Source organism: Paractinoplanes ferrugineus, assembly GCF_016862195.1.
Classification (GTDB): Bacteria; Actinomycetota; Actinomycetes; order Mycobacteriales; family Micromonosporaceae; genus Actinoplanes; species Actinoplanes ferrugineus.
The window spans coordinates 188,749-212,553 of record NZ_BOMM01000049.1 but is presented as its reverse complement, the minus strand read 5'-3'; the positions used below and the strand labels follow the sequence as shown (position 1 = coordinate 212,553).

Sequence of the window (23,805 nt, the reverse complement as noted above, 5' to 3'; positions counted from 1 at the left end):
CGGAGGGGGTCCATCGGCCCTGCTCGGCCGCGCGTCGGCAAGACATGATCGGGGCATGAAGATCGACCGGCGCCGGACCGGAGCCGACCTGCAGGCCGCGCTTGTCGAGTTCGTGCTCACCACGTTCTTCTTCTGGACTGTCTTCAGCCTGGTGCGCTGGGGCATCGCGGCGGACCACCAGCGGCTCCGGGTGGTGGTCGTGTCGATGCTCGTCGGCCTGGTGATCGTCGGTTTCGCGAGGTCGCGGCCGGGGCGTTTCACCGGCTGTCACATGAACCCGGCGATCACCGTGGGCCTGTACGCCTTCGGCACCTTCCCGGGCCGCCGGGTGCTGCCCTACCTGGTCGCCCAGTCGGCCGGCTCACTGGCGGCGGCCGCGCTGACCTGGCTGGCGTGGGGGCCGGCGGCGGCGAGTTCGGTGGTCCAGCCGGGGGCCGGCTGGGGTGGCCCGGCGGTGTTCGTGGCCGAGGCGGCGACCCTGGCCGTCATCGTGACGACGATGTGCTGGATGTCGGCACGCCGCCCGGCCTGGACGTGGCCCGGACCGTGGATCGTCGGCATGCAGTTCGGCGTGCAGGGGGCATTGCTCGGCACGCTCACCGGCGGCTCCGCCAACCCGTTGCGGCAGTTCGGCCCGGCCGTCCTCGCCGGCCAGTTCCACCTGCTCGCGGTCTATCTTCTGGCGCCGATCGCCGGGGCGCTGCTCGCCGGCGTCCTCGCCCGACGCGGCCGGCCGGTCCGACCGCCGGCGCAGCAGCCGGGCCGGCAACCGGCGCTCCCCCACCGGGTGGCCCGCTGGGTTCTGCTCGACCGGGCCGCGCAGCGCGGGTCGCGCGCGGTCACCGGCGCCGCTCAGCATCGGCTCGGGAGCCGCATCGGGTAGTCCGGCCGACACCGCCCTGGAACGGGTCGCCGCCGGGGGCACGGCGCTCGACCCCGAGGTCGGCAGCGCCGGGTGGCGAGGGCCGGCGGGCGGGTTGACACCGCGATCACCCCCCTGTCAGACTTCCCTGACATAGGGGGGTGTCATGCTTTTATGACCCCCCCCATCGCGGAGGGTGAGGTCCCAGATGAGCGGCACTCCGCCCACCGGCGACGAGCTGGTTGTCGTGCTGGGCGCGCTGGCCAGTCCGCACCGGCTGCGGATCCTCGGCGCCCTGGCGTCGGGACGCACCTATGTCAGCGAGTTGGCGCGGCGACTGGAGATGAACCGGCCGCTGCTCTACATGCACCTGCAGAAGTTGGAAGCGGCCGGCCTGGTGACCGGCGAACTGGTCACCGCCCGCGACGGCAGCTCGGTGAAGTACATCGAGGCCGTGCCGTTCGCCCTGGCGTTGGACCTGGACGCGATCGCGCTGGCCGCGCACACCCTGACCGGCCCGGCGCCGGCGACCGAACGGGAGAAGTAGATGACGCAACGCCAGTTGGCCGCGGACATGGCCCAGACCTCCACCATCGCGTTCGCGGTGATCCTCGGGGCGGCGATCCTCATGGCGGGCCTCGTCGGGATCGGCATCTATCGCGCCCGCTACGCCGCGGCCCGCGAGGAGGGCTACCGGACGCTGGCCGGGCGCAGCGCCGACGGCTCGCAGGCCACCGCCGAGGAGCTGAAGGGCGTGCGGGCCGAACTCGGCGAGGTGCGACAACGCCTGGCCGCGCTGGAGAAACTGCTCAGCCAGATCGGCTGACTGTCCACAATAGACGGGGGAACGTCATGAAGCTCGCGAACCGGTGGAGATGGGCGCGAATACCAGCCGTGGCGGCGGCCTGCACCGTGGCGGCGGCAATCGGTACAGCCGCGGCTGCACCGGCGGTGGCCGCTCCCGCCGTGGCCGTACCGGCGGTGGCGTCCGCTGATCAGCTCGCCGTCGGCGAGGCCTACATGCGCCGGTACATGGAGCGGACCAAGGCGCCGGGGATGGCGTACGCGGTCGTGCGGGGCGACCAGGTGCTGAGGCAGGGCGCCTGGGGCGTCGACGGCGACGGCCGCTCGATGACCGCGCAGACGCCGTTCCTGCTCGGATCCACCAGCAAGTCGTTCACCGCACTCGCGGTGACGCAGCTCGCCCGGGCCGGCCGGATCGCCTTGGACGACCCGGCGCGCACCTACCTGCCGTGGCTGCGGCTGGGTGCCGAGGACACGGCCCGCACGGTGACGGTGCGGCAGCTGCTGACACATACCAGCGGACTGCCGGCCGTGTCGAACTCCACGCTGACCGACCGCTACGACAACAGTCCCGGCGGGCTCGCCCGGTCGGTGCGCGACCTGGCCGCCGTGCGTCCCGTCGCCGCGGTCGGGCAGGGCTATCGGTACAGCGACGCCAATTACATGATCCTGGGGGCACTTGTCGAGAACGTCACCGGGGAGACGTTCGGCGGGTACCTGCGCCGCCACGTCCTGGACCCGCTTGCGATGACGCGTTCCGCGGCCACCACCGAAGAGGCCGAAGCCGTGGACGTGCCGGCTGGGCACCGCTACTACCTGGGTCGCCCGCAGCGGCACGACACCCCGTTCGACACCGCCGGGGTGCCGTACGGGTTCCTCGCCGCCGGCCTCGACGACCTCACCCACTACGCGAGCGCCCAGCTCGGCGGCGGCCGCTACAAGGACGCGCGGGTCCTCGACGCCGACGCAGTGCGGCAGATGCACACCGGAACCGCGAACACCGGTCACGGCGGCCGCTACGGCCTGGGGTGGAAGAACAACACCCTCGACGGCGCCGGCGTCGGCATCGTCTGGCACTCCGGCGCCACCCCGAACTACTTCAGCCACGTCGTGCTCGTGCCGCGGTCGAACCTGGCGGTGGTCGTGCTGACCAACGTCTACGCGCTGCCCATGGACGCGGCGTTCAACGCCGGAGCGTTCGACCTCGTCCGGATCCTGCACGGCCACGCCCCCGCGGCGGCCGCCGCCGAGGACCCGCTCTTCCCGCGGGTCCTGGCCGGGCTGCTGACCATCGCGGCCGGGCTGCTCGCCCTGCTGGTGACCACATTTGTCGGGTTCCCGCGCGCCCGCCGGCGGGACCCGGCCCGCTCGCGCCGCCGGACCGTCGCCACCACCGCCGCGTGGCTCGGTGGATGCGCCCTCGCCGCGGCCGCCGCCGCCTGGCTGGTACCCACCTTGTGGGGGGCCGGCTTCGCCAAGGTGCACATGTGGGCCCCCGACATCGGCGATGCCATCGTCGCCGTGGTGGCCCTGGCCGGTGTCCTCGCGCTGACCCGAATCGGCATCTGCGCGCACGCCCTGCGCGGAACTCGGAGGTCGAGTTTGCTTAGGTAGTGAGCATGGTCTGGACTGTTGTTCAGCAGGAACGCGCGGCTCTCGCCCGTGACCTGGCCACCCTCTGCGCCGAGCAGTGGTCGGCCCCCACCGCCTGCCCCGGGTGGGACGTCCAGGACGTGGTGGCGCACCTCGTCGACTCGGCCAAGACGACACGGCTCGGCTTCGTCCGCGACATGGTCGCCGCCCGTTTCGACTTCGACCGGCAGAACGCCCGCGGGGTGGCCCGGGAGCGCCGGGCCGACCCGCACGAGGTCCTGGCGGAATTGCGGGCCGTCACCGACCGCACCAGCACACCGCCGGCCCCGCTCGCGACCCGGCTCGTCGAGGCGTTCGTGCACGGCGACGACATCCGGCGGGCGGTCGGTCTGCGCGGCGACTACCCGCCGGAGTCGGTGGTGGAGGCGCTGAAGTTCCAGCTCCGTACCTCGGTGCGGATGGGTGGTGGCAAGGAGCGCGCCGCCGGTCTGCGCCTGACCGCCTCGGACATCGCGTTCGACGCCGGCGCCGGGCCGGTGGTACGCGGCCCGGCCCTGGCACTCCTGCTCGCGGTTTCCGGCCGGCCGGTGGAGCCGGGCGAACTCTCCCGGGACCTCCGGCCGTGAGGCCGGGCCGACGCCTCGACGGGACGGTCAGCCGGCGAGCGACCACACCGCGTTGGCGATGGCGTTCGAGGCCAGCGTGACGCTGTTGCTGTCGACGTCGCTGAGGTTGTCGCACGCCTTGTGGTAACACGCGCCCAGCTCGTTGAGGCTGCGCACGGAGCTCACCCCGGTCACCTTCACCCCGGCGTTCTTGAAGGCGGCGTGGTCGGAACGGTCGTCGGTGTCCAGCGACGCGTTGACGGTGATGCCCTTCGCGCTGAAGTAGGACTTGAACGGCGCGTTCAGGCCGTTCGACTGGCCCTCCACGTACAGGCTCCAGCCGACCGCCTTGCCGTTCTCCGCCTTGTTGCCGACCATGTCGAAGTTCAGGTAGGCGTCGATCTTCTTGGCCTCGCCGCCGGCCAGGTGCGACACGTAGTAGCTGGAGCCGACGTCACCCTGCTCCTCGGCGCCCCAGAAGCCGAAGCGGATGCGCTTGGCCGGCCGCAGGGCGGACTGGGAGATGGCGGCGGCGTTCGCGAGCAGCGCGGCCACCCCGGAGCCGTTGTCGTTGATGCCGGGGCCGGCCGCGACCGAGTCGGAGTGCGCGCCCGCCATGATCACGTGGGTGGCGTCGCCGTACGGCCATTCGGCGATGACGTTGGTGGCCGTCTTGCCGCGGGTGGTGAAACTCTGCGTGGTCACCGTCCAGCCGCTCGCGGTGAGCTGCGACTTGACGTAGTTGACCGTCGACGTGAAGCCGGCACTGCCGATGACACGGGTGTTGTTGCTGGCCGACGCGAAGCTCATCAGCTGGGTCAGATGGGCCATCGGCGCGGTCGAGCTGATGACCGGCGGTGCGACCGCAACCGGCGCGACGGCCGCGCCGGCGTAGGTGGAGCCGCTGACCGTGAGGGTGGCGGTCACGGCGACGGCGACGCCGGCGAGGGCGAACTTGCGAACCCGCATCATTCCTCCTGGGGTGAGGAGGCGAACGTTACGCATCGGCCCACGATGCGGATAGATAGCAACAGGTCTATATCTTGCGTGCCGGGCCCGGCACGAGGCCGGGCCCGGTACTTCAGCCGGCCGGGCGATATCCGGCCGGGCGGGTGGTGAAGGTCGCCCTTCCTTGCGTACGGCTACGCAGTCGCGTCGCGTACCCGAAGAGCTCGGCCAACGGCACCACCGCCGTCACCGACCCGGCACCGGAACCAGTGACCTGGCCGCGCCGGGCCGCCAGGTCGCCGAGCACCGCACCCAGTGCGTCCGCCGGCGCCGAGACCGTGACCTCGGCGACCGGTTCGAGCCGCACCGTCTCGCACGCCGCGAGCGCCGCCCGCAGGCCGAGCCGGCCGGCCCGGCGGAAGGCCAGTTCGGACGAGTCCTTCGGATGGGTCGCCCCGTCGGTGAGCGTGACGCGCAGCCCGACCACCGGATGGACCCCGTCGCCGAGGGCTTCCCGGCAGCCGGCCTCGACCGCCCGTACGTAATCGGCCGGCACCCGCCCGCCGATCACGGTGCAGGCGAACGCGAAGCCGTCGGGCGCGGGGGCGACGTCGAGCACGACGTGCGCGAACTGCCCCGGCCCGCCGTCCTGCTTGACGTGCCGGTAGAGGACCCCGCTGACCCCCCGCACGACGGTCTCCCGATAGGCGACCTGCGGCCGTCCGGTGGTCACCGCCAGGCCGGCCTCCCGCAGCCTGGTCACCGCCACCTCCAGCTGCAGTTCGCCCTGCCCGGACAGCAGGGTCTGGCCGGACTCCGGGTCGACGCGCGTCGACAACGACGGGTGCTGCTCGACCAGCGCACCGAGCGCGGCCGCGAGCCGCTGCCCGTCCGCCCGGGTGCGCGCCTCGACCGCGACCGACACCAGTGGCTCGGCCGGGTGCGGCGCCTCGAGCAGCACCGGATGCGCCCGGCTGCACAGCGTCGTGCCGGCCCGCGCCGCTTTCGGCCCGGCCACCGCGACGATGTCTCCGGCCACCGCGCGCTCGACGTCGGTGTGCCGGTCGGCCTGCACCCGCAGGACGCGCCCGACCCGCTCGGCCCGCTGCGCGACCGGATCCCACACGGTGTCACCGGCGGTGACGCTGCCGTCGTAGACCCGCAGGAACGTCAGCCGCCCGTGGCGGTCGGTGTGCACCTTGAACACCAGTGCGGCGAGCGGTGCCGCCGGATCGCCGGCGGGCGCGGGGAGGTAGTCGACCACCGCGTCCAGCAACGGTTCCACCCCCTTGTCCCGATAGGCCGATCCACCCAGCACCACCACTGCCGTACCGCCGAGGGTCAGGTCGCGCAGGGCCGCCCGCAGCGTCTCGTCGCGCATCGCCCCGAGTTCCTCGAGGGCCGCCGGGTGCAGCTCGGCGACGGCCTCTTCGAGGCGCGCCCGCGCCCGCCTCGCGGCGACACCTTCGGCCGGTCGCTCCTCGCGTTTCCCGTCGGCCCACCCGATCTCCTTCATCGAGACCAGATCGAGTACGCCGTGGAAATGCTCCTGCGTCCCGAGAGGCACCTGCACGACGAGGGGTACGACCCCGAGCCGCTCCCGGATCGAGCGGACCGCCGCGTCGAGGTCGGCCCCGGCCCGGTCGAGCTTGTTGACGAACGCGATCCGCGGCACCCGATAGCGGTCGGCCTGCCGCCACACCGCCTCGCTCTGCGGTTCGACCCCGGCGACCGCGTCGAACACGACCACGGCCCCATCGAGGATGCGCAGCGACCGTTCGACCTCGTCGGCGAAGTCGACGTGCCCCGGCGTGTCGATCAGGCTGAGCCGATGGCCGGCCCACTCGCAGCTGACCGCCGCGGCGAAGATGGTGATGCCGCGCCGGCGTTCCTGCGGGTCGAAATCGGTGACCGTGTTGCCGTCGTGCACCTCACCCTGCTTGTAGGTGGCCCCGGTGCGGAACAGGATGCGTTCGGTCAGAGTGGTCTTGCCGGCGTCGACGTGCGCCAGGATGCCAATGTTGCGTACACGCATGATGGGTTTGTCTTTTCGAGAAGTTCCGACGGTGGACAGCGCCCACCTGACCGCGCGCGATGGCGGTCAGAAACGTCCAGCTCCGGTGGCGCAGCCGAAGCCGGGCACCCCAGACACCAGGATCAACTCGAATCGGGACGAGGGCACGACGACGCGGTAACGCATGACGCCCACCCCTTCCAGCCACGATCGACCAGGCAAAGTTACGTCGCCCCGGGGCCTCGGTAAACCGAATAACCCGGCCGGCGGTCAGGCTGCCGGGCGGTAGGCCAGCACCAGTTGCAGCTCGAAGCGGGCGGTGGGGTCGTCCAGGGCCGGGCCGAGCAGGTCGCGCAGGCGGTTCAGGCGGTAGCTCACGGTCTGCGGGTGCACGAACAGTTCGGCGGCCACCGCGGTGCGCGAGCCCCAGTGGCGCAACCAGGCCTCCAGGGTGACCAGGAGTTGTGCACGCTGGGCCGGGCGGAGGCCGGTCAGCGGGGCGAGCCGGCGGGTGGACAGCGCCGCCAGCGCGCCCGGCTCGCCGCGCAGCGCGAGGGCCGCGAAGTGATCCTCGACGAAGATCGGCGCGACCGGCCCGGGGGTGGCCGCGGGGGTGGGGCGGGACAGCTCGGCGGCTCGTTCGGCCAGGCGCAGGGCGGTCGGCACCTCCGGCCACGGGACCGCGGGGCCGATCACCGCCTCGCCGAACGTGCCGCTCAGAGCCTCGGTCAGGAACGGGCGGCCGGTTCGGGAGCCGGCGCGCAACAGCAGCACGGCGTCCCGGGGGCGCTCGGCCACCACGCCGTCGGCGGCGAACCGGAACTGGGCCTCGCGGGCCAGGTCGGGCGGGAGCAGCACCGGGACTATCCGGTCGAGGGTGGGCCAGCCGATCGCGGTCACCGCCGCCCGTGCGGTCTCCGGCGGGGCGCCGCCGTGCAGCAGCAGATCGGCCGCCCGGCGCCGGCGCCGGTCGCCCTCGCCGGCCTGTTCGCGCAGTTGGCGGGCCAGGCCGTCGGTGCACGCGGCGGCCAGCTCGTCGACGAAGGCGCTGGTGGCGTCGGACAGGTCGATGATCTCCTCGACCGTCACCGGGCGGGAATCGGCGAGCGACTGCGACGCGGTGCGAAGCAGCAGCCGGGCCGCCGTGCGCAGAGCGCCCAGCAGCAGCTCGGGGCCGTGGTTCTCGCGGGCCTCGGCGGCGCCCAGGGCGACGAAGACCTCGCGGATCCGCGGCGGCAGGGCGGGCTCGTCGGTGCCGGCCAGGTCGAGGAAACGGTCCAGGGCCACCTGCACGGCGGTGTGCACGTCGCGCTCGAACTTCGCGCCGGTGATCTCCGGGTTCAGCCCGGCCACCGCACCGGCGATGGCCGGCACGGTGTCGGGCAGGCGAGGGCGCATGGCGGCGGCCAGATCGGAAGGTACGCGCTGCCAAGGGGTTGTCACCCGCCGATTTTGTCACCCCGTGATAACACCCCGGCGGCAGATTGCTGGCCCGGTAATGGTGTCTCATACCCGGGCGATGGGTGACGATGACAACATGAAGCATCTGATGTCCCGTCGCCACGTCGTCGAGATGTGCCGGACGATGCTCGAGCGCGGCTACCTGAAAGCGACCGAGGGCAACGTCTCGGTCCGCATCCCGGGTCACGAGCTCTACGCCGTCACGCCCAGCAACTACGACTACGACAAGATGCGTGCCGAGGACGTCTGCATCGTCGACTTCCAGGGCAAACACGTGCCCGACGAGGGTGGCGCGGGCGGGCTCGTACCGTCGATCGAATGTGGGATGCACGCCAACATCTACCGCGAGCGGCCCGACGTCAACGCGATCGTGCACACCCATCAGCCGTACGCGTCAGCTCTGGCCTTCCTGCGCAAGCCGATCCCCGCGCTCACCGATGAGCAGGTGCGTTTCCTCGGCAAAGAGGTCGCGATCATCGACTACGCGCCCAGCGGCACCGGTTTCCTCGCCAAGAACGTGCAGAAGAAGGTGGCGAGCGGGGACAACGCGTTCATCATCGCCAACCACGGCGTGGTCGCGGTCGGCACCGACCCGACCCGCGCGGTGTTCAACATGGCGCTGCTGGAAAAGGTGTCGATCGCCTATCTGATGGCGCTGACCACCGAGGCCGGCAAGGTCTACACGATCCCGAACACCATTCGCGAGATCGCCTTCAGCAAGCTGCGCAAGGACGAGAAGCGGATCGCCGCGCAGATCACCGAGGCGGTCGAGCCGATCCGGGTGCCCGAGGACGAAGTGCTCCCGGCCGTCGCCAGGACCGACGACGCGGAAGTGTCCGAGGAGCCGAGCGGCTACATGATCGGCGAGTACCTCGACGTCCCGGACACCATGCGCCGCCTGAAGGCCCTGGTCGCCCAGCCGATCCGCGGGCTGCGGCACGACGCCCTGCTGGACACGCTCAACTACTTCGAGACCAAGTGCACGGCCAGCAAGGAGATCACCGAGCGGGCCAAGAAGCGCATCCCCGGCGGCGTGCAGCACAACCTGGCCTTCAACTATCCGTTCCCGCTGGCGATCGACCGGGCGCACGGCGCCCACCTGACCGACCGCGACGGCAACGTCTACATCGACTTCCTGCAGGCCGGCGGCCCGACGATCCTGGGCAGCAACTACGGCCCGGTCAACGAGCAGGTCGCCGCGGTGATCAAAGAGAGCGGTCCGGTGACGGGCCTCTTCCACGAGTACGAGCTGAAGCTCGCCGAGATCATCAACCGCTACATGCCGCACATCGAGATGTACCGCTCGCTCGGCTCCGGCACCGAAGCGGTGATGGCGGCGGTCCGGGCGGCCCGCGCGCACACCGGCAAGAAGATGGTGATCAAGGTCGGCGGCGCCTATCACGGCTGGTCCGACACCATGGTGTACGGCCTGCGCGTCCCCGGGAGCTTCCGGATGAACGCCAAGGGCATCCCGTGGGGCGCCACCGAGCGGACCCGCGAGGCGTTCCCGCACGACCTCGGCACCCTCAAGCGCAAGCTCGTCGAGAACCGCCTCCGGGGCGGCACCGCCGCGGTCATCGTCGAGCCGCTCGGCCCCGAGTCCGGCACCCGCCCGGTGCCCAAGGACTACAACGCGGCCGTCCGCGAGCTGTGCGACGAGTACGGCGCACTGCTGGTCTTCGACGAGGTGGTGACCGGTTTCCGCACCGGCATGGGTGGCGCCGCCGGCTACTTCGGCGTGAAGCCCGACCTGACCGTCTTCGGCAAGGCCGTCTCCGGTGGCTACCCGATGGCCGGCGGCGTCGGCGGCAGCGCCGAGGTGATGAGCGTGTTCGGCTCCGGCCTCGACGGCAAGAGCGGGGCGCACATCCAGGTCGGCGGCACCCTGTCGGCCAACCCGCTGTCGTGCGCGGCCGGCTACTTCGCCATCCAGGAGATGGCGCGCACCAACGCGCCGGTGATCGCGGGCCGGGCCGGCGATCGGCTCACCCGCGGCCTGCAGAAGCTCATCGACAAGTACGGGCTGCCCTACGTGGCGTACAACCAGGGGTCGATCGTGCACCTGGAGAGCAGCGGCGTGATGCTGCTGAGCATGCGGGACCCGATCAAGCTGCTCAAGGAGAACAAGGCCCGCAAGACCCTGATGGAGCAGATGGGCGCGGCGTACGCGGCACACGGCATCATCACGCTCGCCGGCTCCCGGATGTACACGTCGATGGCCGACACCGACGAGGTCATCGACGACGCGCTGTCCCGTTTCGACCAGGTGTTCGCGCTGGTCGAGGGGGTCTGAGTTGGCCCTGCCGCCGCAGATCCTGGCGATCGACCTCGGCACCTCCGGGATGAAGGCCGCCCTGGTGGCCGCGGACGGGACCGTGACCGGCTGGGCCGAGCGCGCGGTGCCGTTGCGCGTGCTGCCCGGCGGGGGTGCCGAGCAGGACCCGGTGGCCTGGTGGGACGCCCTCGCCGAGGTCGTCGCCGACCTCGGGCGGGGCTTCCCCGACCACCTGCGCGCGGTGACCACGATCTGCTCGTCGACGCAGGGCGAGGGCACGATCGCGGTCGACGCCGGGGGCGAGCCGCTCACCCAGTGCATCAGCTGGCTGGACATGCGCGGGGCGGGTCATCTGCGACGTCAGTTCGGCGGCTTCCCGTCGTACTCCGGAATGTCGGTGTGGAAAATCGCTCGATGGCTGCGCCTGACCGGTGGCATGCCGTCGGTCACCGGCAAGGACCCGGCGGCACACATGTTGCTGGTGCGCGACCAGATGCCGGCCGTGTACGCCCGGACGAAGACGTTCCTGAACGTCCTGGACTGGATCAACCTGAAGCTGACCGGGCGCACGGTGGCGACGGTCGACTCGATCCTCACCTCGTGGGTCACCGACAACCGGGTCGCGACCGACATCAAGTACTCCCCCGCCCTGGTCGCCGCGAGCGGCATCGACGCGGACAAGTTCCCGCCGATCGTCAAGTGCACCGAGGTGATCGGCAATCTGTCCCCCCACGCTGCCGATCACCTCGGGCTCCCCTCGTCGGTGCGGGTGGTCGCGGGCGCGGTCGACAACACCGCCGCGGCGATCGGGGCCGGCACGGTCCGCGACAACGAGCCGCACCTCTACCTCGGCACGTCGTCGTGGATCTGCGCCCACGTGCCGGCCAAGAAGACCGACGTGACAAGCGGCATCGCGTCGATTCCGTGCGCGCTGCCGGACCGCTACCTGATGACCGCGCTGCAGGCCACCGCGGGCGCGAACCTGACCTGGCTGCGCGACAAGATCGTCGAGTGGGACGACCCGCTGCTGACGGCCGGGCACATCAGCCGCGACGAGGGCACCATCTTCGACGCCTTCGACAAGATCATCCCGGGCGTGCCGGCCGGCTCCGACGGCGTCCTCTACATGCCCTGGCTCTACGGCGAACGCGCCCCGGTCGACGACCCCCACCTGCGGGCCGGCTTCCTCAACATCTCCCTCGAGACCACCCGCTCCGACCTGCTCCGCGCGGTCTTCGAGGGAGTCGCCCTCAACACCCGGTGGATGACCAAGTCGGTCGACAAGTTCCTGGGCAGCCCGATGCGATCCATGGTGATCACGGGCGGCGCGGCCCGCTCGAACTCGTGGTGCCAGATCTTCGCCGACGTGCTCGGCATCGAGATCCGCCGCGACGCCGACCCGATCGCGGTGAACGCGCGCGGCGCCGGCTGGATCGGTGCGGTCGGCGCCGGCCTGATCGACTTCGCCGACATCTCCGGCCTGGCCCGGGCCGACCACGTCTTCGAGCCCGGCCCGGACCACCGCCTCTACAGCGAGATCTACGAGACCTACACCAGCCTGCACAAACAGCTCGCCCCCATCTACAAGCGACTCAACCAGGGGCGTTGACCACGATCGTCGGCAAAATTCCGCTGAACCGATTCCCGCGGCGTCCGTAGAGAGGTGCACACGCCGACCTAGGGAGCAGGGCATGGCCGCGAACGACAATCTCGACGTACGCACCGAAGTCCTGGCACGGGACTACTTCCACGGCTTCATGGGACAGGTCGGCGAGATCGCGCGAACGCTGAAGGCCGAGCTCGAGGCGCACCCCGCGTTCAAGGCGGGCCGGGTGGCGACCGGCGAGGCCGCGCCACGCACCCTGGAGGCGTTCGACCGGGCCCGCGGCGGGATGCTGCGCATCGACGAGGCCTACCCGCTGGCGCCGCCGAACGCCCGCAACGACTTCGGCCGGGAGGCGATCGACACGCTCGTCAAGCTGATGGAGGACCACCGCGACGAGGCCGTGGTGATATCGCCTGAGCACGCTGACCGCGCCGGTGCGGCGCCCGGAATGGGAAACCACTGGCCTGCCCCGGGGCGACGGGGCAGGCTCGAGGGCATGAAGGTGCATGAACGGATCGACACGCGTCTGCGGGAGTTCATCGCGGCCCAGCCGATGTTCTTCGTGGCCACCGCGCCCAGCGGCCCGGGTGGCCACGTCAACATGTCGCCCAAGGGCATGGCCGGCACGTTCGTGGTGCTCGGTGACCACCGGGTCGCCTACCTCGACTACCACGGCAGCGGCGCCGAGACGATCGCCCACCTCGACGACAACGGCCGGATCACGCTGATGTTCTGCGCGTTCCAGGGCCCGCCGAACATCGTCCGGCTGCACGGTCGAGGCCGCGCGGTCCCGGTCACCGAGCCGGAGTTCGCCGAGCTGCTGCGGCTGTTCCCGGCACCGCCGGACACCCATGGCGTACGGTCGATCATCGAGGTCACCGTCGATCGGGTCAGCGACTCCTGCGGGTACGCGGTACCGCTGATGTCCTACGAAGGCGACCGTGACCTGCTGCTGCGCTCTCACGGCCGGCGCAGCGACGCGGACCTGGCCGAATACCGCCGGGTGAAGAACGCGGTGAGCATCGACGGCCGGCCGATCTTCGCACCCTGACCGATCGCGTCCGATACTGTCGGGCGCCGCCGCGGCCCGGTCGGCCAGGGTTGAGGTCGAAAGGGGGCCACGTGATCTCGGCACTCAACCGGCTCGTCGACCTCGTCGAGGAGCACCTCGCTCGCGGCGCCGAACTCGACCTCGCCGACCTGGCCAAGACGCTCGGCACGACCGAATACCACCTCCGGCGGATGTTCTCCTCACTGGCCGCCATGCCACTGTCGGAATATGTTCGCCGGCGCCGGATGACGGTCGCCGCCGCTGCCGTCGTGCGGGGCGAGAGCGACCTGCTGAGCCTCGCGGTACGGCACGGCTACAGCTCGGTCGAGGCGTTCGGGCGGGCGTTCCGCGCGGTCCACGGCGCCGGCCCGGGAGACGTACGCCGGGACGGTGGCCCCCTTCGATCACAACCGCGGCTCAGGTTCCGCCTGAGCGTCGAAGGGAGCATCCCCATGGACACCCGCATCGTCGACCGCCCCGCGTTCCGCCTGATCGGCCACGCCGCCCGGGTCCCGCTTGTCCACCAGGGCGTGAACACGCACATCCAGCAGCTCATCGCCGCACTGCCGGCCACGGAACACGCTCGCCTGAAATCGTTGAGCGACGGCGAACCGGCCGGCCTCCTGCAGATCTGCGACGACCTCGACCCCGACCGGACCGAGGGCAGCGAGCTCACCTACATGCACGGGGTGGCGGTTCCGCGGACCACCGCGGCGCCCGCCGACCTGGACACCATCGAGGTGGCCCCGGGCCGGTGGGCGGTCTTCCACACGTCCGGCCCGCAGCCTGAGGCCCTGCAGAACGCGTGGGCCGCGACCGCCACCGAGTGGTTCCCGTCGAACCCCTGGCGTCTGCGTCCCGGCCCGGAGATCGTCGCGACCCTCACCCGCTCCCCCGACTTCACCACCGCCACCTGCGAACTGTGGCTGCCCATCGAGCCGGCCTGACCCGGCGGCCCTGACCCCGGCGGCCCCGGCTCAGGCGGCGCGGCGCTCCCGGCGGCGCACCAGGTAGGGCCGGGTGAACAGGTAAAGACCGGTGAAGAACAGCACAGCCAGCGGGAAAAGCGGAACATAGGAGACCCAGACGATCGGGTCCTCCTGGGCGAGCGCGACGAACGTGACGACGACGGTGGCCGTGAAGACCATGGACGTCCAGCGGTGGATCTGCCTGAGGTTCATGCCGATCACGCTAGAAAGGCCCGTGCCTGCCGCGCTTCTCGAAAACTGACCGATCGCCGCCTCGGCGGCGGTCTTACCTGCGAGTACGTCGGGGGCCGGGCCGCCGGCCGCCGCCACCCGTGGGCCCGGAACCGCGGTTTCGGCTGGGCTGCTCGGCCGGCCCGTCGACGGCTCCCGGGCTGGAGAACGACACCGAGGGCACCGCCGGCCGGGAAGACTGGGGTGGGGGCCATTGCGACGCCACGATCTGCGCACCGGTGACCGGCAGCGGGGGCGAGAGCTGGTCCAGCAAACGCTGCGCCACAGCGGCGTCGACCTCGAGGTCGGCACTGATGCGCACATCGGCGGCGGTCGCCAGGTCCACGACGTCGTCGCTGGTGAACGCACCCGCTCCGAGAGAGCTCAGCCGCCGCGCGAACTCTTGCATATTGATCATCCGCAGCCTCATCCTCGAATTGCTAATGATCCACCGTAACCGCTCGGCCGACCGTTCCCGCACCCGTTTCCCGCCGGTCCGCAGCTCCTGGGTGAGCTGATCGAGCGCGGACACCTGCCGGGTACGTACCACCTTATCCCGGCACCAAACGCGGATCTGCCGACGATACCTTCATGCTCCTCGGCGCGCTGCTCCATCACGCCGGTGGCCACGAACGAAGTTCCGCGAAACCGGCCCGCACCCTCCCCCGGTCGACCTCTCGGCGCGCCGCCGACCGCTGCTCGATCCAGCCGCTGCGCCCGGTGTGCTCCGTCCGCGGCCCCGCCGGATCCAGGTCGCCTTCCAGTCCGGATCCAGGTCGCCTTGCAGTTCAGTGACACGCTCGTCCATCGCCGCGCAGAACCGCCGCCACGGGCACCGGCTCGGCCGACCGATCACTCATCACCTCGATCGGCGTCTTCCGCGCGTGCTCGCCGCCACGCCTCCTCGAAATCTCGCGCACTGATTTCCCACTGCGGTAAATCGGGGTCGTGAAGATCGGTCGGCGGGTTGAACAGCCAGTCGTCGGGGCCGGTCCGGATCGCGGTCCCGTCGGCGTACACCTCGACCTGCCGCAACCGTCGCCCGTCCGGCCCGAGGTGCTCGTAATAGATTTGCGGCTCGGTGTCGTCGGCTTCCGCCCACGGGCGCCGCAGAAAGACGGCCTCGCGGCCGACGAGTGCCCCGAAGCCGGGCCGATCGCGGTGCGCCCGCCGTTCGTCACGCAGATCGGCGAGACCGGGCGGCATGGTCTCGTCATCGATGTCGACCTCGTCCAGCTCGCCGTCCGGGAACCGGGCCCACGCCGCCGGATCGACGATGACCTCGACCTCGGCGAACTCCCGCGCGATCTCCCCCTCCGACCGGGCGTGGATCCACCACCACAAACCGCCCATGCCATAGTCGTGCAGCACCAGGAAACGCTTCTTGAGCTGCACGACTATGCGCTCTGGACGTTGATCGCAGGCGTCGGCGATTCGAGCATCAGGAAATCATAATGAACTTCCCGGCGAGACGCCTGTGGACGACGCGGGCGAGGTCGAGCCGGGTCAGTCGGTGGCCCGGGCCGCCGATTCGATCTGGCCGGTGACCACGCCCGGGGCGGTGAGCATGACCAGGTGCGGGCCGTTGACCTCGAGGGTGTGCGCCTTGGCCCGCTTGGCCATGACGACCTGTTCCGCCGGCGGGATGACCGCGTCCTGCTTGCCGATCACCGACCACGAGGGAATGGTGCTCCAGGCCGGCTCGCCGGACGGCTCGAAAAGGGCGTTCGAGGCCAGCGGCCGCTGCCGCGCGGTCAGCACCGCCACGTCCTTGGCGGGAATGCTCTTGTCGGCGAACGCTTTGCCGAAGACCGACGGCTTCACGTAGAAGTTGGCAACCTGGTTCGCCCCCGGAATCGGGACCTGGTCGAACACGGTGGACGGGTCGGCCGCGAACACCGAGCCCGGCAGGGCCGAGGTGAGCGAGAACACGGTGTCATCCTTGGCCGGGAGGTACGCATCGACGTACACCAGGGCCTTGACCTGCTTGTCGCCCAGCGCGGCGGTGGTGATGACCATGCCGCCGTAGGAGTGCCCGACGAGGACGATCGGCCCGCTGATGGTGTCCAGGTAGGCGCGCAGGTTCGCGGCGTCGTTACGCACGCCCGACAGCAGGTTCGGCGGCGTGGCGACCTGATAGCCGTCGCTCTGGAGCTTGGCTGCCACCTTGTCCCAGCTGGAGCCGTCGGCCCACGCGCCGTGCACGAGGACGACGGTCGGCTTGTGCGTTCCGGCGTGCCGGACGTCGGCTCCGGCAACAGCCGGGCCGGCGATCCCGGTCAGGGCGACCAGCGCGCCGAGGCCGGCCGCTCCTAGCACCAGTCGGGAGGCCTTCTTCGACCGAGAGAACATGGTGTTCCTTTCGTCAGTTCTGGGTTCGTTGTCGAGCAGGGGGACGGGCCGGGTCAGCGGGCGAGGAAGTCGAGCAGCGCCGCGTTGAACTGGTCGGCGTGCGAGACGTTGAGGCCGTGCGGGCCGCCCTCGATCAGGACCAGTTCGCTGCCGCTGATCGTTGCGGCCGACCTGCGGCCGCTGACGTGGAAGGGCACGACCGCGTCGGAGTCTCCGTGGAGGACAAGCGTCGGCACGTCGAACTTGGCCAGGTCGGGTCGGAAGTCGGTGCGTCCGAACTGCGAGGGACCCGTGAGAGTGGCCCGCATCGAGGCGAGGTTGGCCAGGTCACGCCCGAAGAGGCGCTGCGCCTCGCTGACCGAGGACGTACCGCCGGCGGAATAGAGAAGCGTGAGGAACTGGTCGACGAAACCCGGCCGGTCGGCTCGGATGCCGGCCTCGAAATGCGCGATCGTGCCGTCGTCGAGCCCGCCCTCCGGGTTGCCCTCGGTGACGTGCAGGAAGGGCGTGACCGAACTGGCGAGGACTGCTTTGGCGACTCGGGCGGTGCCGTGGTTGAGGATGTAGCGCGCGACCGCGCCGCCACCGGCGGAGAAGCCGACCAGCGTCGCACCGGACAGGTCGAGATGAGTGAGGAGGGCGTGCAGGTCCGACGCGATGGTGTCGTAGTCGTGACCGTCCCAGGTCGGGGTCGAGTGCCCGAATCCACGGCGATCGTAGGTGACGGCCTGGTAACCGGCTTCGACCAGAGCGGTCACCTGACTGTCCCAGGACCGGCCGCTCAACGGCCATCCGTGGATCAGCACGACCGGCACGCCACTTCCCTGAACTTCGTAGTGCAGCTCCACCGGTGCGCCGTTCTCGGCGCCAACCGTGATCTTGGGCATCGTCTTCTCGGATCCGTCCCTCGAGGTGATGGCCGGACGGCGCCAGGGACATCAGCGCCGGCCCGGGGCTGTTGCTCACCCCACCCTCGCGACAAAGCGCGCGGTCGCCGTCCGTCGAATGACTTCACCTACTGACGTACGTACTCATCTCGCCGCTCTGCCCGCCGGCCAACGCGTCGCGCAGAGCGGCCCGCGAGGTGACGCCAAGCTTGGGGAAGGTGCGATAGAGGTGGGTCGCCACCGTGCGTGGAGACAGGTACAGCTGAGCGCCGATCTGCCGGTTGGTCAGCCCGGACGCGGCGAGCTCGGCGATGCGCAGCTCCTGCGCGGTCAAGCGGGTGAGGTCGGCGCCGGCTGCTCCCGCCAACGAGAGCTCGTGCGAGGCGCGCTCCGTCCACGGCGGGCTGCCCAGGTCCTCGAAGAGGTCGACGGCACGCTTGAGGGCGATGCGGGCGCCCGCCAGGTCTCGCCGGCGCCGCAGCCACCGGCCGTACGCGAGGCTGATCCGCGCGTGGTCGAACGGGAAGACGGGTGCGGCCGGGTGACCGGTCGCGACCTCGAACAGCCGACCGGCCTCAGCGGTGGCGTCGGTGATCGCCAAGGCCGCCGTGCACAGCATGTCCATCCTGGGCGACACGGCACTCACGTGCTGAGCGACCGCCGCCTCGGCGTGCCGGCGCGCCTCGTCGACGTGGCCGCTGGCCATCCCGGCCTCGACGACGTCGAGCACGCACCGGAACGACTCGTGCGCGTAGGGCCGGAACGAGCCGGGTGAGATGAGTCCCAGCGCGTGGGTCCACGCCGTGTCGTAGGCACCGACCGCGAGCGATCCGGCGAGCGCGGCCACCTCGACGTGCTGGACCAGCACCCCCAGTCCTCGGGGGCGCGCCCAGAGGTCCACCGCCAGGCCCAGCTCGCGGGCACCCGTGACGTCACCGCGCTGAGCCAGGACCCGCGCGTAGAAGGCGCGGTAGAGGTAACTGAACATCTCGTTCCCGAGGCGGGCGCTCAGTTCCAGACCGCGAGCGACGGTCTTGGCCGCATCGTCCCAGCGGCCCCGCACAGTTTCGTCGAGGAGGATCAGGTGCAGCAAGGTCATCACGTCGGTCAGGGACCCGGCCTCAGCCTCGCGCTCCACCATCCTGTCCACGAGCGGGCGGTGCTCGCCGAGGGAATCGACGAAGTAGGCGCAGAGCGCCAGGAGGGTCACATCGAAGGTGGTGCTGCCGGACCAGGTGAACGCCTCGGCCACGCGGTCCCGGGCCCCGGCCGCATGCCGCAGCAGATCACCCCCGACGTCGCGGACCAGCAGGGTCACCGGCGTGAGCCGGTCGGCGTACTCGTCGATCATCGGCTCGGTCCGCTCCCAGAGGTCCGGATCGGCCGAGTACATGCAGAGCGGCAGCAGCAGCGCGACGAGGCGGCGGAGCGTCTCGTCGTCGAGGTCGTGACCGCGCCGCCGGACCATGTCCAGGACCGCGCGGTGCGTCGGCCCGACCGCGCCATGGCGGTAGAGCTGCAACGTGCCGTCGGTGAGCAACGTCGACGGGGCGACCAGGTCGCCGTGGAGCCGGTCCAGCCGCCCCACCAACGCGGCGGCCTCATCGAGCAGGCCGGCATGGGTGGCGACGAAGGCAGCGTCGGCAAGGCGACGCTCACGCCGGTCCGCCCGCTCACTGAGCGCCGCCGCTCGGACGAGCAGCTGCATCGCGACGGCGGCTCCACCGCGATGAATTGCGTGCTCGGCACCCAGCTGCACCTCGTGCGCGATGGTCTCGTCCGGTACGTCGGTGGCGCCCGCGAGGTGGTGAGCCCGTCTCAGCGGATCGCCCGCCCGGACCTCGGCGAGCTTCAGGTGCGCCGCCCGCGCCTGCTCCGGCCGGGCGGAGCCGACTACGGCGGAGAGCACCAGTGGATGCCGGAACGAAGCCCGGCTGCCGGGCCGCCGGCGGTCCACCAGTCCGGCGGCCTCGGCCGCGGGGAGCGGGTGCGGGAGCCCGTGCGCCCCGTCGGCGTCGATGACGCCGTCGAGCGCCAGCAGCAGCAGGGCGAACCTCTCGTCCTCGGGCAGCCGGTCGAGTCGCTGCGCGTAGACCTGCTCGAGCCTTCGCGGCAACGGCAGTTCCGACCTCGAAGCCGTCGGCGAACGGGCCGCCAGCGACGCCGGCAACTCGGTGAGGGCGAGCGGATTGCCCACCGCCCACCGCAGCGCCTCGGCCCGCACTTCGGCGGACAGGCCGGGATGACGGGTGTCGAGGAGCTCGGCCGCGCTCGCCGGGTCGAGGGGGCGCAGATCCAGATGTTCGATGCCGGCGACTTCGAGGTCGGTCGGCTCGCCGGCGCGCACGCCGAGCAGGACGCACACCGGCGCCCCACCGAGCCGGCGAGCCACGAACATGAGCACCTGACCGCTCGCGGAGTCCATCCAGTGCGCGTCGTCGACGATCACCGCCCGGGGGCAGTCGTCGCTCGCACGCACGAGAAGACCGAGGACCGCGGTGCCGAGGGCCATCACGGCGGGAGCCTCACCGACGGTACGCCCGAGGACGATGTCCACGGCCCGGCGCTGATGGTCGGCCAGCGCATCGACGCAGTCCGCCAGCGGGCGCAGGATCTGGTCCAGCGTCGCGTACGGGAAGTCCCGCTCCGCCTCCACGCACTGGTACCGGGCGACCGACCAACCTGCGGCCTGGACCCGTCGCCCGAAATCGTCGAGCAGAGCGGTCTTGCCGACCCCCGCGTCACCCTCGACCACCAGGGCTCGAAGGTCACCGGTAAGCACACCGTCGAGCCGGCCGGTCTCCCGCGACCGGCCGACTAGCTCGCTGGTGGGGCCGCCCATAGCCGAGACTTTAGCCCGGGGCGCGTTCCGTCCGGCTCGTCAGCATCCGTCTCGGCGCGGACACGTGCGCCGGGGTCAGGTCACGGTTTGCGGGCGACCGCGCCATAGACCGAGACCTGCGCATCCGACGGCGCCGGCCGGCCCGTGGCCTCGCCGAGGTCGGGCCGCCACGCGGGCAGGATCTGCAGTCCGGGTTCCACCAGTTCCAGGCCGGTGAAGAAGCGTTCGATCTGCTCTTTGGAGCGGACCTTCATGGTGACGCCCTGCTTGCGGTAGACCTCGGCCACCTGCTCCCACGCCTCCGGCCGGAAGTCGCCGGTCAGGTGGGACAACGCCAGATAGCTGCCGGGCGGCAGCGCGGCCAGGAGCCGGTCGACGAGGCTCCACGGGTCGTGCTCGTCGCCGACGAAGTGCAGGATCGCGATCAACAGCAATCCGACCGGACGGTTCAGGTCGAGGGTGTCGGCCAGCGCGGCCGAGCGCAGGATGGTTTCGACGTCGCGCAGGTCCGCGTCGATGTAGTCGGTCCGGCCGTCCGGATGGCTGGTCAGCAGCGCGCGGGCGTGGGCGAGCACGATCGGGTCGTTGTCCACGTAGACGATCCGTGATCGTGGATTGATCCCCTGGGCGACATGGTGGACATTCGGTGCACTCGGGATCCCGGTGCCGATGTCGAGGAACTGATCGATGCCCTGCTCGGCCAGATAACGCACCGCCCGGCCCAGGAACAGCCGGTTCTCCCGGGGTGGGATCCGGCTGTCCGGATTGGCCTGCAGGCCCCGGTGCGCGGCCTCACGGTCGGCGGCGAAGTTGTCCTTGCCGCCGAGGAGGTAGTCGTACACCCGGGCCGGATGCGGGCGATCGGTGTGCAGGTCCACCCGGGGTGCGAGATACGGCTCCGGCTGATCGGCCATCGGTGACAACTCCTTCGACTGAAGTCCCGGACGCGGAACCGGCTATCGCGAGATTCTAGAGATCGTCTACAACCGAGGTCGTCCACGCAACGGTCAAAATCATCTATGCATGAAAAGCGAATCGAACTGCCGGCGACCCGGGTCGCGACGGTCACCGGGACCTCGGGCCGGGTGGGCGCGGCGATCGCGGACGCCCTTCATTCGGGTGGCTGGTCCATTCGAGGGGTCGACCGGGTGCCCGGCCGGTGGACCGGCCTCCTCGGGGACCTCCGGCACTCGGAGGTACGCCGTACCGCGCTCCAGCGGTCGGACCTCCTGGTCCACGCCGCGGCCCTGCACGCGCCCCACGTCGGCCGGGTGGACGACCGCGAGTTCCGGGCCGTCAACGTCGACGCCACCGAGGCGCTGCTCGAGGAGGCCGACCGGATCGGTGTCCGGCGCGTCGTGTACATCAGCAGCACCAGCGTCTACGGGCACGCCCTGGTCCCGGCGGAACAGGCGGTGTGGGTCGACGAGGCACTGGAGCCGCGGCCCCGGGACATCTACGACGAGACGAAACTGGCCGCTGAGCGACTCGTCGCCGCGGCGGCCACACCGTCGGTCGTCTTGCGCGTCGCCCGCTGCTTCCCGGAGCCGTTGCCCGTGCTGGCCACCCACTTCCTGCACCGAGCCGTGGCGCTGGATGATGTCGCGACGGCCGTCGCGCGCCTCACCGAGCAGCCCGCCACAGTCGGCACGTTCAACATCGCCGGGCCATACCCCTTCACTCGTACGGACTGCCCGGCTCTGCTCGACGACGCGGCCGGCCTGATCGCGGCCCGGCTTCCGGAGGTCGCCGCGGCGTTCCGCGCACGAAACTGGCCACTCCCGCGCACCCTCGATCGGGTCTACGACTCCCGCGCCGCCGCCGACGCTTTCGGCTTCCGCCCCAGTCACGGAATCCGTGCGCTGTTGGGCCTACCGTGAAACACCTGCGCCGGCCAGGTGGGCGTGCTCTCGGGCGGGAAGCCGGGGCCGGCATCCCGTACGTAGGATCCGATCCCGCTGCTCCCGGTCGCGCAGCTGTACGCCCGCGACATCCCGGGACCATGCCGGTCCGGACGGCCCCGACCTGCTCCAGGTGCTGTGGTGCCCGGGGGACCACTCGGACCGGCACTACAGCCCTCGCGTCCCCCTCTACCGGCGCGACAGCTCCGCCATCGGCCCGCCGCTCGCAGCGCCGCCCGAGCCGCCGGTGATCAGCGACAGGTAGGTGAAGGTTCCGTGCGTGGTGCAGTCCGAACAGGTACGCGAGTATCAATATGCCGATCTGCTCCCGGACGACCTGCGCGACCGGCTCGACGCGTGGGACCCGGACGACGAGGACGACGACCGTCCTGACTGTCAGAATGATCTGTCACTCGCGCCGGGCTGGAAGGTCGGCGGGTTCGCGAACTGGTCACTTACCGACCCGTACCCCATGAATTGGGCTTTTTGTGGCACCGGGAAGATTTTGACCTTCACGGCGGCGTCGGCCGATGGGAACGGTACGGATTGCAGCTGGCGCCCGCTGGAGGAGGACCCGGACTCGTCTCCGGACACCGTCGGCGTGCAGCTCGGGCGCGGCTACTCGCTGGATACCTTCCGCTGCCCCGAATCCTTCGATCATCCCCGGCCACCGCTATGCGGTAGCCCAGCCGATCAGTGCGCCCGAACCCACCGGGCCCGAGCCACGCTCGCGTGACTCGGGCCCATCGTTTGCGGCTGGAGTCAGCCCCTGGTGCGGCACGCCATCGGGGCGCCCTTGGTGACCAGGTACCGGCTGAACTTGTTGTAGCTGTCGCCCTTCTTGATGGCGAAGACGCTGAAGTAGACCTCGCTGTTTTCCGGCATCTTCGCCGCGTTGATGACGAGGCGGTACTCGGGCGATCCGTCGCTTGTGACGGCGGTCTTGTCGATGCCGAAGACCTCTTCGGCCTCGGGCAACCCGGTGCCCTTCGGCTTGCAGAGGACGCCGGCCTTGACCACGGCCGGGATGCCCGCGCCGGCCAGCGCCTTCTCCAGGGCGGCGGGGTCGAGCAGCTTCTTCGGGTTCAAGGTCAGCTTCACCGAGCCGTTGGCCTGTTTGACCAGCGTGAACGCCGCCTGCGTCATCGTCGGCGCGTTGCCGGTGGCGCTACTGCCCACGAGCGGTTCGGTGGTCGTCGTGGTCGTTTTGGACTGGTGATAGGCCATCGGCAGGACCACCGCGAGAGCGGCGGCGACGGCGAGGCCGCCACCGGCCACCGCGCCGGCCAGGGTGCGGTTGCGCCGCCGGGCCCGGCCGCGCTCCTCGATCACCTCGACCGGCCGATCCATGTGTACGTCGGACAGGGTGTTCCGCACAGCGCTCAGCACCTCGTCGTCATTCATG

Annotated in this window: 22 protein-coding genes; 11 read left to right on the top strand and 11 right to left on the bottom strand. The window is 70.9% G+C overall.

Going from position 1 to position 23,805, the window contains the following annotated elements; all coding sequences use genetic code 11:
* Positions 1 to 55: 55 nt before the first annotated feature.
* The 5 genes from Afe05nite_RS27125 to Afe05nite_RS27105 all read left to right on the top strand — a co-directional run bounded on the left by Afe05nite_RS27125 (position 56) and on the right by Afe05nite_RS27105 (position 3,885).
* Entirely contained in the window at positions 56 to 883 is an 828-nt protein-coding gene (locus Afe05nite_RS27125; RefSeq protein WP_203820029.1) for an aquaporin, read from the top strand.
* Positions 884 to 1,070: 187 nt separating this feature from the next.
* A complete protein-coding gene (locus Afe05nite_RS27120; protein WP_203820028.1) occupies positions 1,071 to 1,409 on the top strand; it encodes an ArsR/SmtB family transcription factor in 339 nt (112 codons plus the stop codon).
* The gene (locus Afe05nite_RS27115) at positions 1,410 to 1,688 is read left to right on the top strand and encodes a hypothetical protein (protein WP_203820027.1); all 279 of its coding nucleotides are present in this window, start codon (positions 1,410 to 1,412) and stop codon (positions 1,686 to 1,688) included.
* A 125-nt stretch (positions 1,689 to 1,813) separates the two neighbouring features.
* Positions 1,814 to 3,280: a serine hydrolase domain-containing protein gene (locus Afe05nite_RS27110; protein ID WP_203820026.1), complete on the top strand. Its 1,467-nt coding sequence runs from the start codon at positions 1,814 to 1,816 to the stop codon at positions 3,278 to 3,280.
* Between the two features lie 5 nt (positions 3,281 to 3,285).
* Positions 3,286 to 3,885, top strand: coding sequence for a maleylpyruvate isomerase family mycothiol-dependent enzyme (locus tag Afe05nite_RS27105; protein ID WP_203820025.1), 600 nt, complete (start codon positions 3,286 to 3,288; stop codon positions 3,883 to 3,885).
* A gap of 27 nt (positions 3,886 to 3,912) precedes the next feature.
* Here Afe05nite_RS27105 and Afe05nite_RS27100 read toward each other — a convergent pair whose 3' ends face one another.
* From Afe05nite_RS27100 to Afe05nite_RS27090, 3 genes are all read right to left on the bottom strand, one after another.
* A complete protein-coding gene (locus Afe05nite_RS27100) occupies positions 3,913 to 4,869 on the bottom strand; it encodes a M20/M25/M40 family metallo-hydrolase (RefSeq protein ID WP_239118222.1) in 957 nt (318 codons plus the stop codon).
* A gap of 76 nt (positions 4,870 to 4,945) precedes the next feature.
* The gene (locus Afe05nite_RS27095; protein ID WP_203820024.1) at positions 4,946 to 6,847 is read right to left on the bottom strand and encodes an elongation factor G; all 1,902 of its coding nucleotides are present in this window, start codon (positions 6,845 to 6,847) and stop codon (positions 4,946 to 4,948) included.
* Between the two features lie 249 nt (positions 6,848 to 7,096).
* Positions 7,097 to 8,269 (bottom strand): PucR family transcriptional regulator, encoded by a 1,173-nt coding sequence (locus Afe05nite_RS27090; protein ID WP_239118221.1) that lies wholly within the window; start codon positions 8,267 to 8,269, stop codon positions 7,097 to 7,099.
* A 94-nt stretch (positions 8,270 to 8,363) separates the two neighbouring features.
* On the opposite strand from Afe05nite_RS27090, the gene Afe05nite_RS27085 reads away from it, so the two are divergent.
* The 4 genes from Afe05nite_RS27085 (at position 8,364) to Afe05nite_RS27070 (ending at position 14,166) form a co-directional block, all read left to right on the top strand.
* Positions 8,364 to 10,580, top strand: a complete 2,217-nt coding sequence (locus Afe05nite_RS27085; RefSeq protein WP_203820023.1) for an aminotransferase class III-fold pyridoxal phosphate-dependent enzyme — start codon at positions 8,364 to 8,366, stop codon at positions 10,578 to 10,580.
* A gap of 1 nt (position 10,581) precedes the next feature.
* Complete coding sequence (locus tag Afe05nite_RS27080) at positions 10,582 to 12,171, top strand: xylulokinase (RefSeq protein ID WP_203820022.1); 1,590 nt, start codon at positions 10,582 to 10,584, stop codon at positions 12,169 to 12,171.
* 493 nt (positions 12,172 to 12,664) lie between these two features.
* Complete coding sequence (locus Afe05nite_RS27075) at positions 12,665 to 13,219, top strand: pyridoxamine 5'-phosphate oxidase family protein (RefSeq protein WP_203820067.1); 555 nt, start codon at positions 12,665 to 12,667, stop codon at positions 13,217 to 13,219.
* A 71-nt stretch (positions 13,220 to 13,290) separates the two neighbouring features.
* Positions 13,291 to 14,166 carry an AraC family transcriptional regulator gene (locus tag Afe05nite_RS27070; protein WP_203820021.1) on the top strand — a complete coding sequence of 292 codons (876 nt, stop codon included), beginning with the start codon at positions 13,291 to 13,293 and terminating at the stop codon, positions 14,164 to 14,166.
* 30 nt (positions 14,167 to 14,196) lie between these two features.
* Here Afe05nite_RS27070 and Afe05nite_RS27065 read toward each other — a convergent pair whose 3' ends face one another.
* From Afe05nite_RS27065 to Afe05nite_RS27035, 7 genes are all read right to left on the bottom strand, one after another.
* Positions 14,197 to 14,400, bottom strand: coding sequence for an ATP synthase subunit B family protein (locus Afe05nite_RS27065; RefSeq protein WP_239118220.1), 204 nt, complete (start codon positions 14,398 to 14,400; stop codon positions 14,197 to 14,199).
* Positions 14,401 to 14,473: 73 nt separating this feature from the next.
* The gene (locus tag Afe05nite_RS27060) at positions 14,474 to 14,836 is read right to left on the bottom strand and encodes a hypothetical protein (protein WP_203820020.1); all 363 of its coding nucleotides are present in this window, start codon (positions 14,834 to 14,836) and stop codon (positions 14,474 to 14,476) included.
* Between the two features lie 434 nt (positions 14,837 to 15,270).
* The gene (locus Afe05nite_RS27055; RefSeq protein WP_239118219.1) at positions 15,271 to 15,813 is read right to left on the bottom strand and encodes a hypothetical protein; all 543 of its coding nucleotides are present in this window, start codon (positions 15,811 to 15,813) and stop codon (positions 15,271 to 15,273) included.
* Between the two features lie 111 nt (positions 15,814 to 15,924).
* Entirely contained in the window at positions 15,925 to 16,770 is an 846-nt protein-coding gene (locus Afe05nite_RS27050) for an alpha/beta fold hydrolase (protein ID WP_203820019.1), read from the bottom strand.
* Between the two features lie 53 nt (positions 16,771 to 16,823).
* Positions 16,824 to 17,657, bottom strand: a complete 834-nt coding sequence (locus tag Afe05nite_RS27045; RefSeq protein WP_203820018.1) for an alpha/beta fold hydrolase — start codon at positions 17,655 to 17,657, stop codon at positions 16,824 to 16,826.
* 124 nt (positions 17,658 to 17,781) lie between these two features.
* Positions 17,782 to 20,499 carry an ATP-binding protein gene (locus Afe05nite_RS27040; RefSeq protein WP_203820017.1) on the bottom strand — a complete coding sequence of 906 codons (2,718 nt, stop codon included), beginning with the start codon at positions 20,497 to 20,499 and terminating at the stop codon, positions 17,782 to 17,784.
* 80 nt (positions 20,500 to 20,579) lie between these two features.
* Entirely contained in the window at positions 20,580 to 21,413 is an 834-nt protein-coding gene (locus Afe05nite_RS27035) for an SAM-dependent methyltransferase (RefSeq protein WP_203820016.1), read from the bottom strand.
* A gap of 105 nt (positions 21,414 to 21,518) precedes the next feature.
* On the opposite strand from Afe05nite_RS27035, the gene Afe05nite_RS27030 reads away from it, so the two are divergent.
* Together Afe05nite_RS27030 and Afe05nite_RS27025 are read left to right on the top strand one after the other, a co-directional pair.
* On the top strand, positions 21,519 to 22,379 hold the full coding sequence (locus Afe05nite_RS27030; RefSeq protein WP_203820015.1) for an NAD-dependent epimerase/dehydratase family protein: 861 nt from the start codon (positions 21,519 to 21,521) through the stop codon (positions 22,377 to 22,379).
* A gap of 301 nt (positions 22,380 to 22,680) precedes the next feature.
* Positions 22,681 to 23,136, top strand: coding sequence for a hypothetical protein (locus Afe05nite_RS27025; RefSeq protein WP_203820014.1), 456 nt, complete (start codon positions 22,681 to 22,683; stop codon positions 23,134 to 23,136).
* A gap of 26 nt (positions 23,137 to 23,162) precedes the next feature.
* Here Afe05nite_RS27025 and Afe05nite_RS27020 read toward each other — a convergent pair whose 3' ends face one another.
* Positions 23,163 to 23,804, bottom strand: coding sequence for a hypothetical protein (locus Afe05nite_RS27020; RefSeq protein WP_203820013.1), 642 nt, complete (start codon positions 23,802 to 23,804; stop codon positions 23,163 to 23,165).
* Position 23,805: the final 1 nt, after the last annotated feature.

Bases quoted from the DNA above. Each gene is read 5' to 3' on its own strand.
- Afe05nite_RS27125 (WP_203820029.1), top strand. From the start codon at position 56: ATGAAGATCGACCGGCGCCGGACCGGAGCCGACCTGCAGGCCGCGCTT.
- Afe05nite_RS27120 (WP_203820028.1), top strand. From the start codon at position 1,071: ATGAGCGGCACTCCGCCCACCGGCGACGAGCTGGTTGTCGTGCTGGGC.
- Afe05nite_RS27115 (WP_203820027.1), top strand. From the start codon at position 1,410: ATGACGCAACGCCAGTTGGCCGCGGACATGGCCCAGACCTCCACCATC.
- Afe05nite_RS27105 (WP_203820025.1), top strand. From the start codon at position 3,286: ATGGTCTGGACTGTTGTTCAGCAGGAACGCGCGGCTCTCGCCCGTGAC.
- Afe05nite_RS27100 (WP_239118222.1), bottom strand. From the start codon at position 4,869: ATGCGTAACGTTCGCCTCCTCACCCCAGGAGGAATGATGCGGGTTCGC.
- Afe05nite_RS27095 (WP_203820024.1), bottom strand. From the start codon at position 6,847: ATGCGTGTACGCAACATTGGCATCCTGGCGCACGTCGACGCCGGCAAG.
- Afe05nite_RS27085 (WP_203820023.1), top strand. From the start codon at position 8,364: ATGAAGCATCTGATGTCCCGTCGCCACGTCGTCGAGATGTGCCGGACG.
- Afe05nite_RS27075 (WP_203820067.1), top strand. From the start codon at position 12,665: ATGAAGGTGCATGAACGGATCGACACGCGTCTGCGGGAGTTCATCGCG.
- Afe05nite_RS27065 (WP_239118220.1), bottom strand. From the start codon at position 14,400: ATGAACCTCAGGCAGATCCACCGCTGGACGTCCATGGTCTTCACGGCC.
- Afe05nite_RS27060 (WP_203820020.1), bottom strand. From the start codon at position 14,836: ATGATCAATATGCAAGAGTTCGCGCGGCGGCTGAGCTCTCTCGGAGCG.
- Afe05nite_RS27050 (WP_203820019.1), bottom strand. From the start codon at position 16,770: ATGTTCTCTCGGTCGAAGAAGGCCTCCCGACTGGTGCTAGGAGCGGCC.
- Afe05nite_RS27045 (WP_203820018.1), bottom strand. From the start codon at position 17,657: ATGCCCAAGATCACGGTTGGCGCCGAGAACGGCGCACCGGTGGAGCTG.
- Afe05nite_RS27040 (WP_203820017.1), bottom strand. From the start codon at position 20,499: ATGGGCGGCCCCACCAGCGAGCTAGTCGGCCGGTCGCGGGAGACCGGC.
- Afe05nite_RS27035 (WP_203820016.1), bottom strand. From the start codon at position 21,413: ATGGCCGATCAGCCGGAGCCGTATCTCGCACCCCGGGTGGACCTGCAC.
- Afe05nite_RS27030 (WP_203820015.1), top strand. From the start codon at position 21,519: ATGCATGAAAAGCGAATCGAACTGCCGGCGACCCGGGTCGCGACGGTC.
- Afe05nite_RS27020 (WP_203820013.1), bottom strand. From the start codon at position 23,804: ATGAATGACGACGAGGTGCTGAGCGCTGTGCGGAACACCCTGTCCGAC.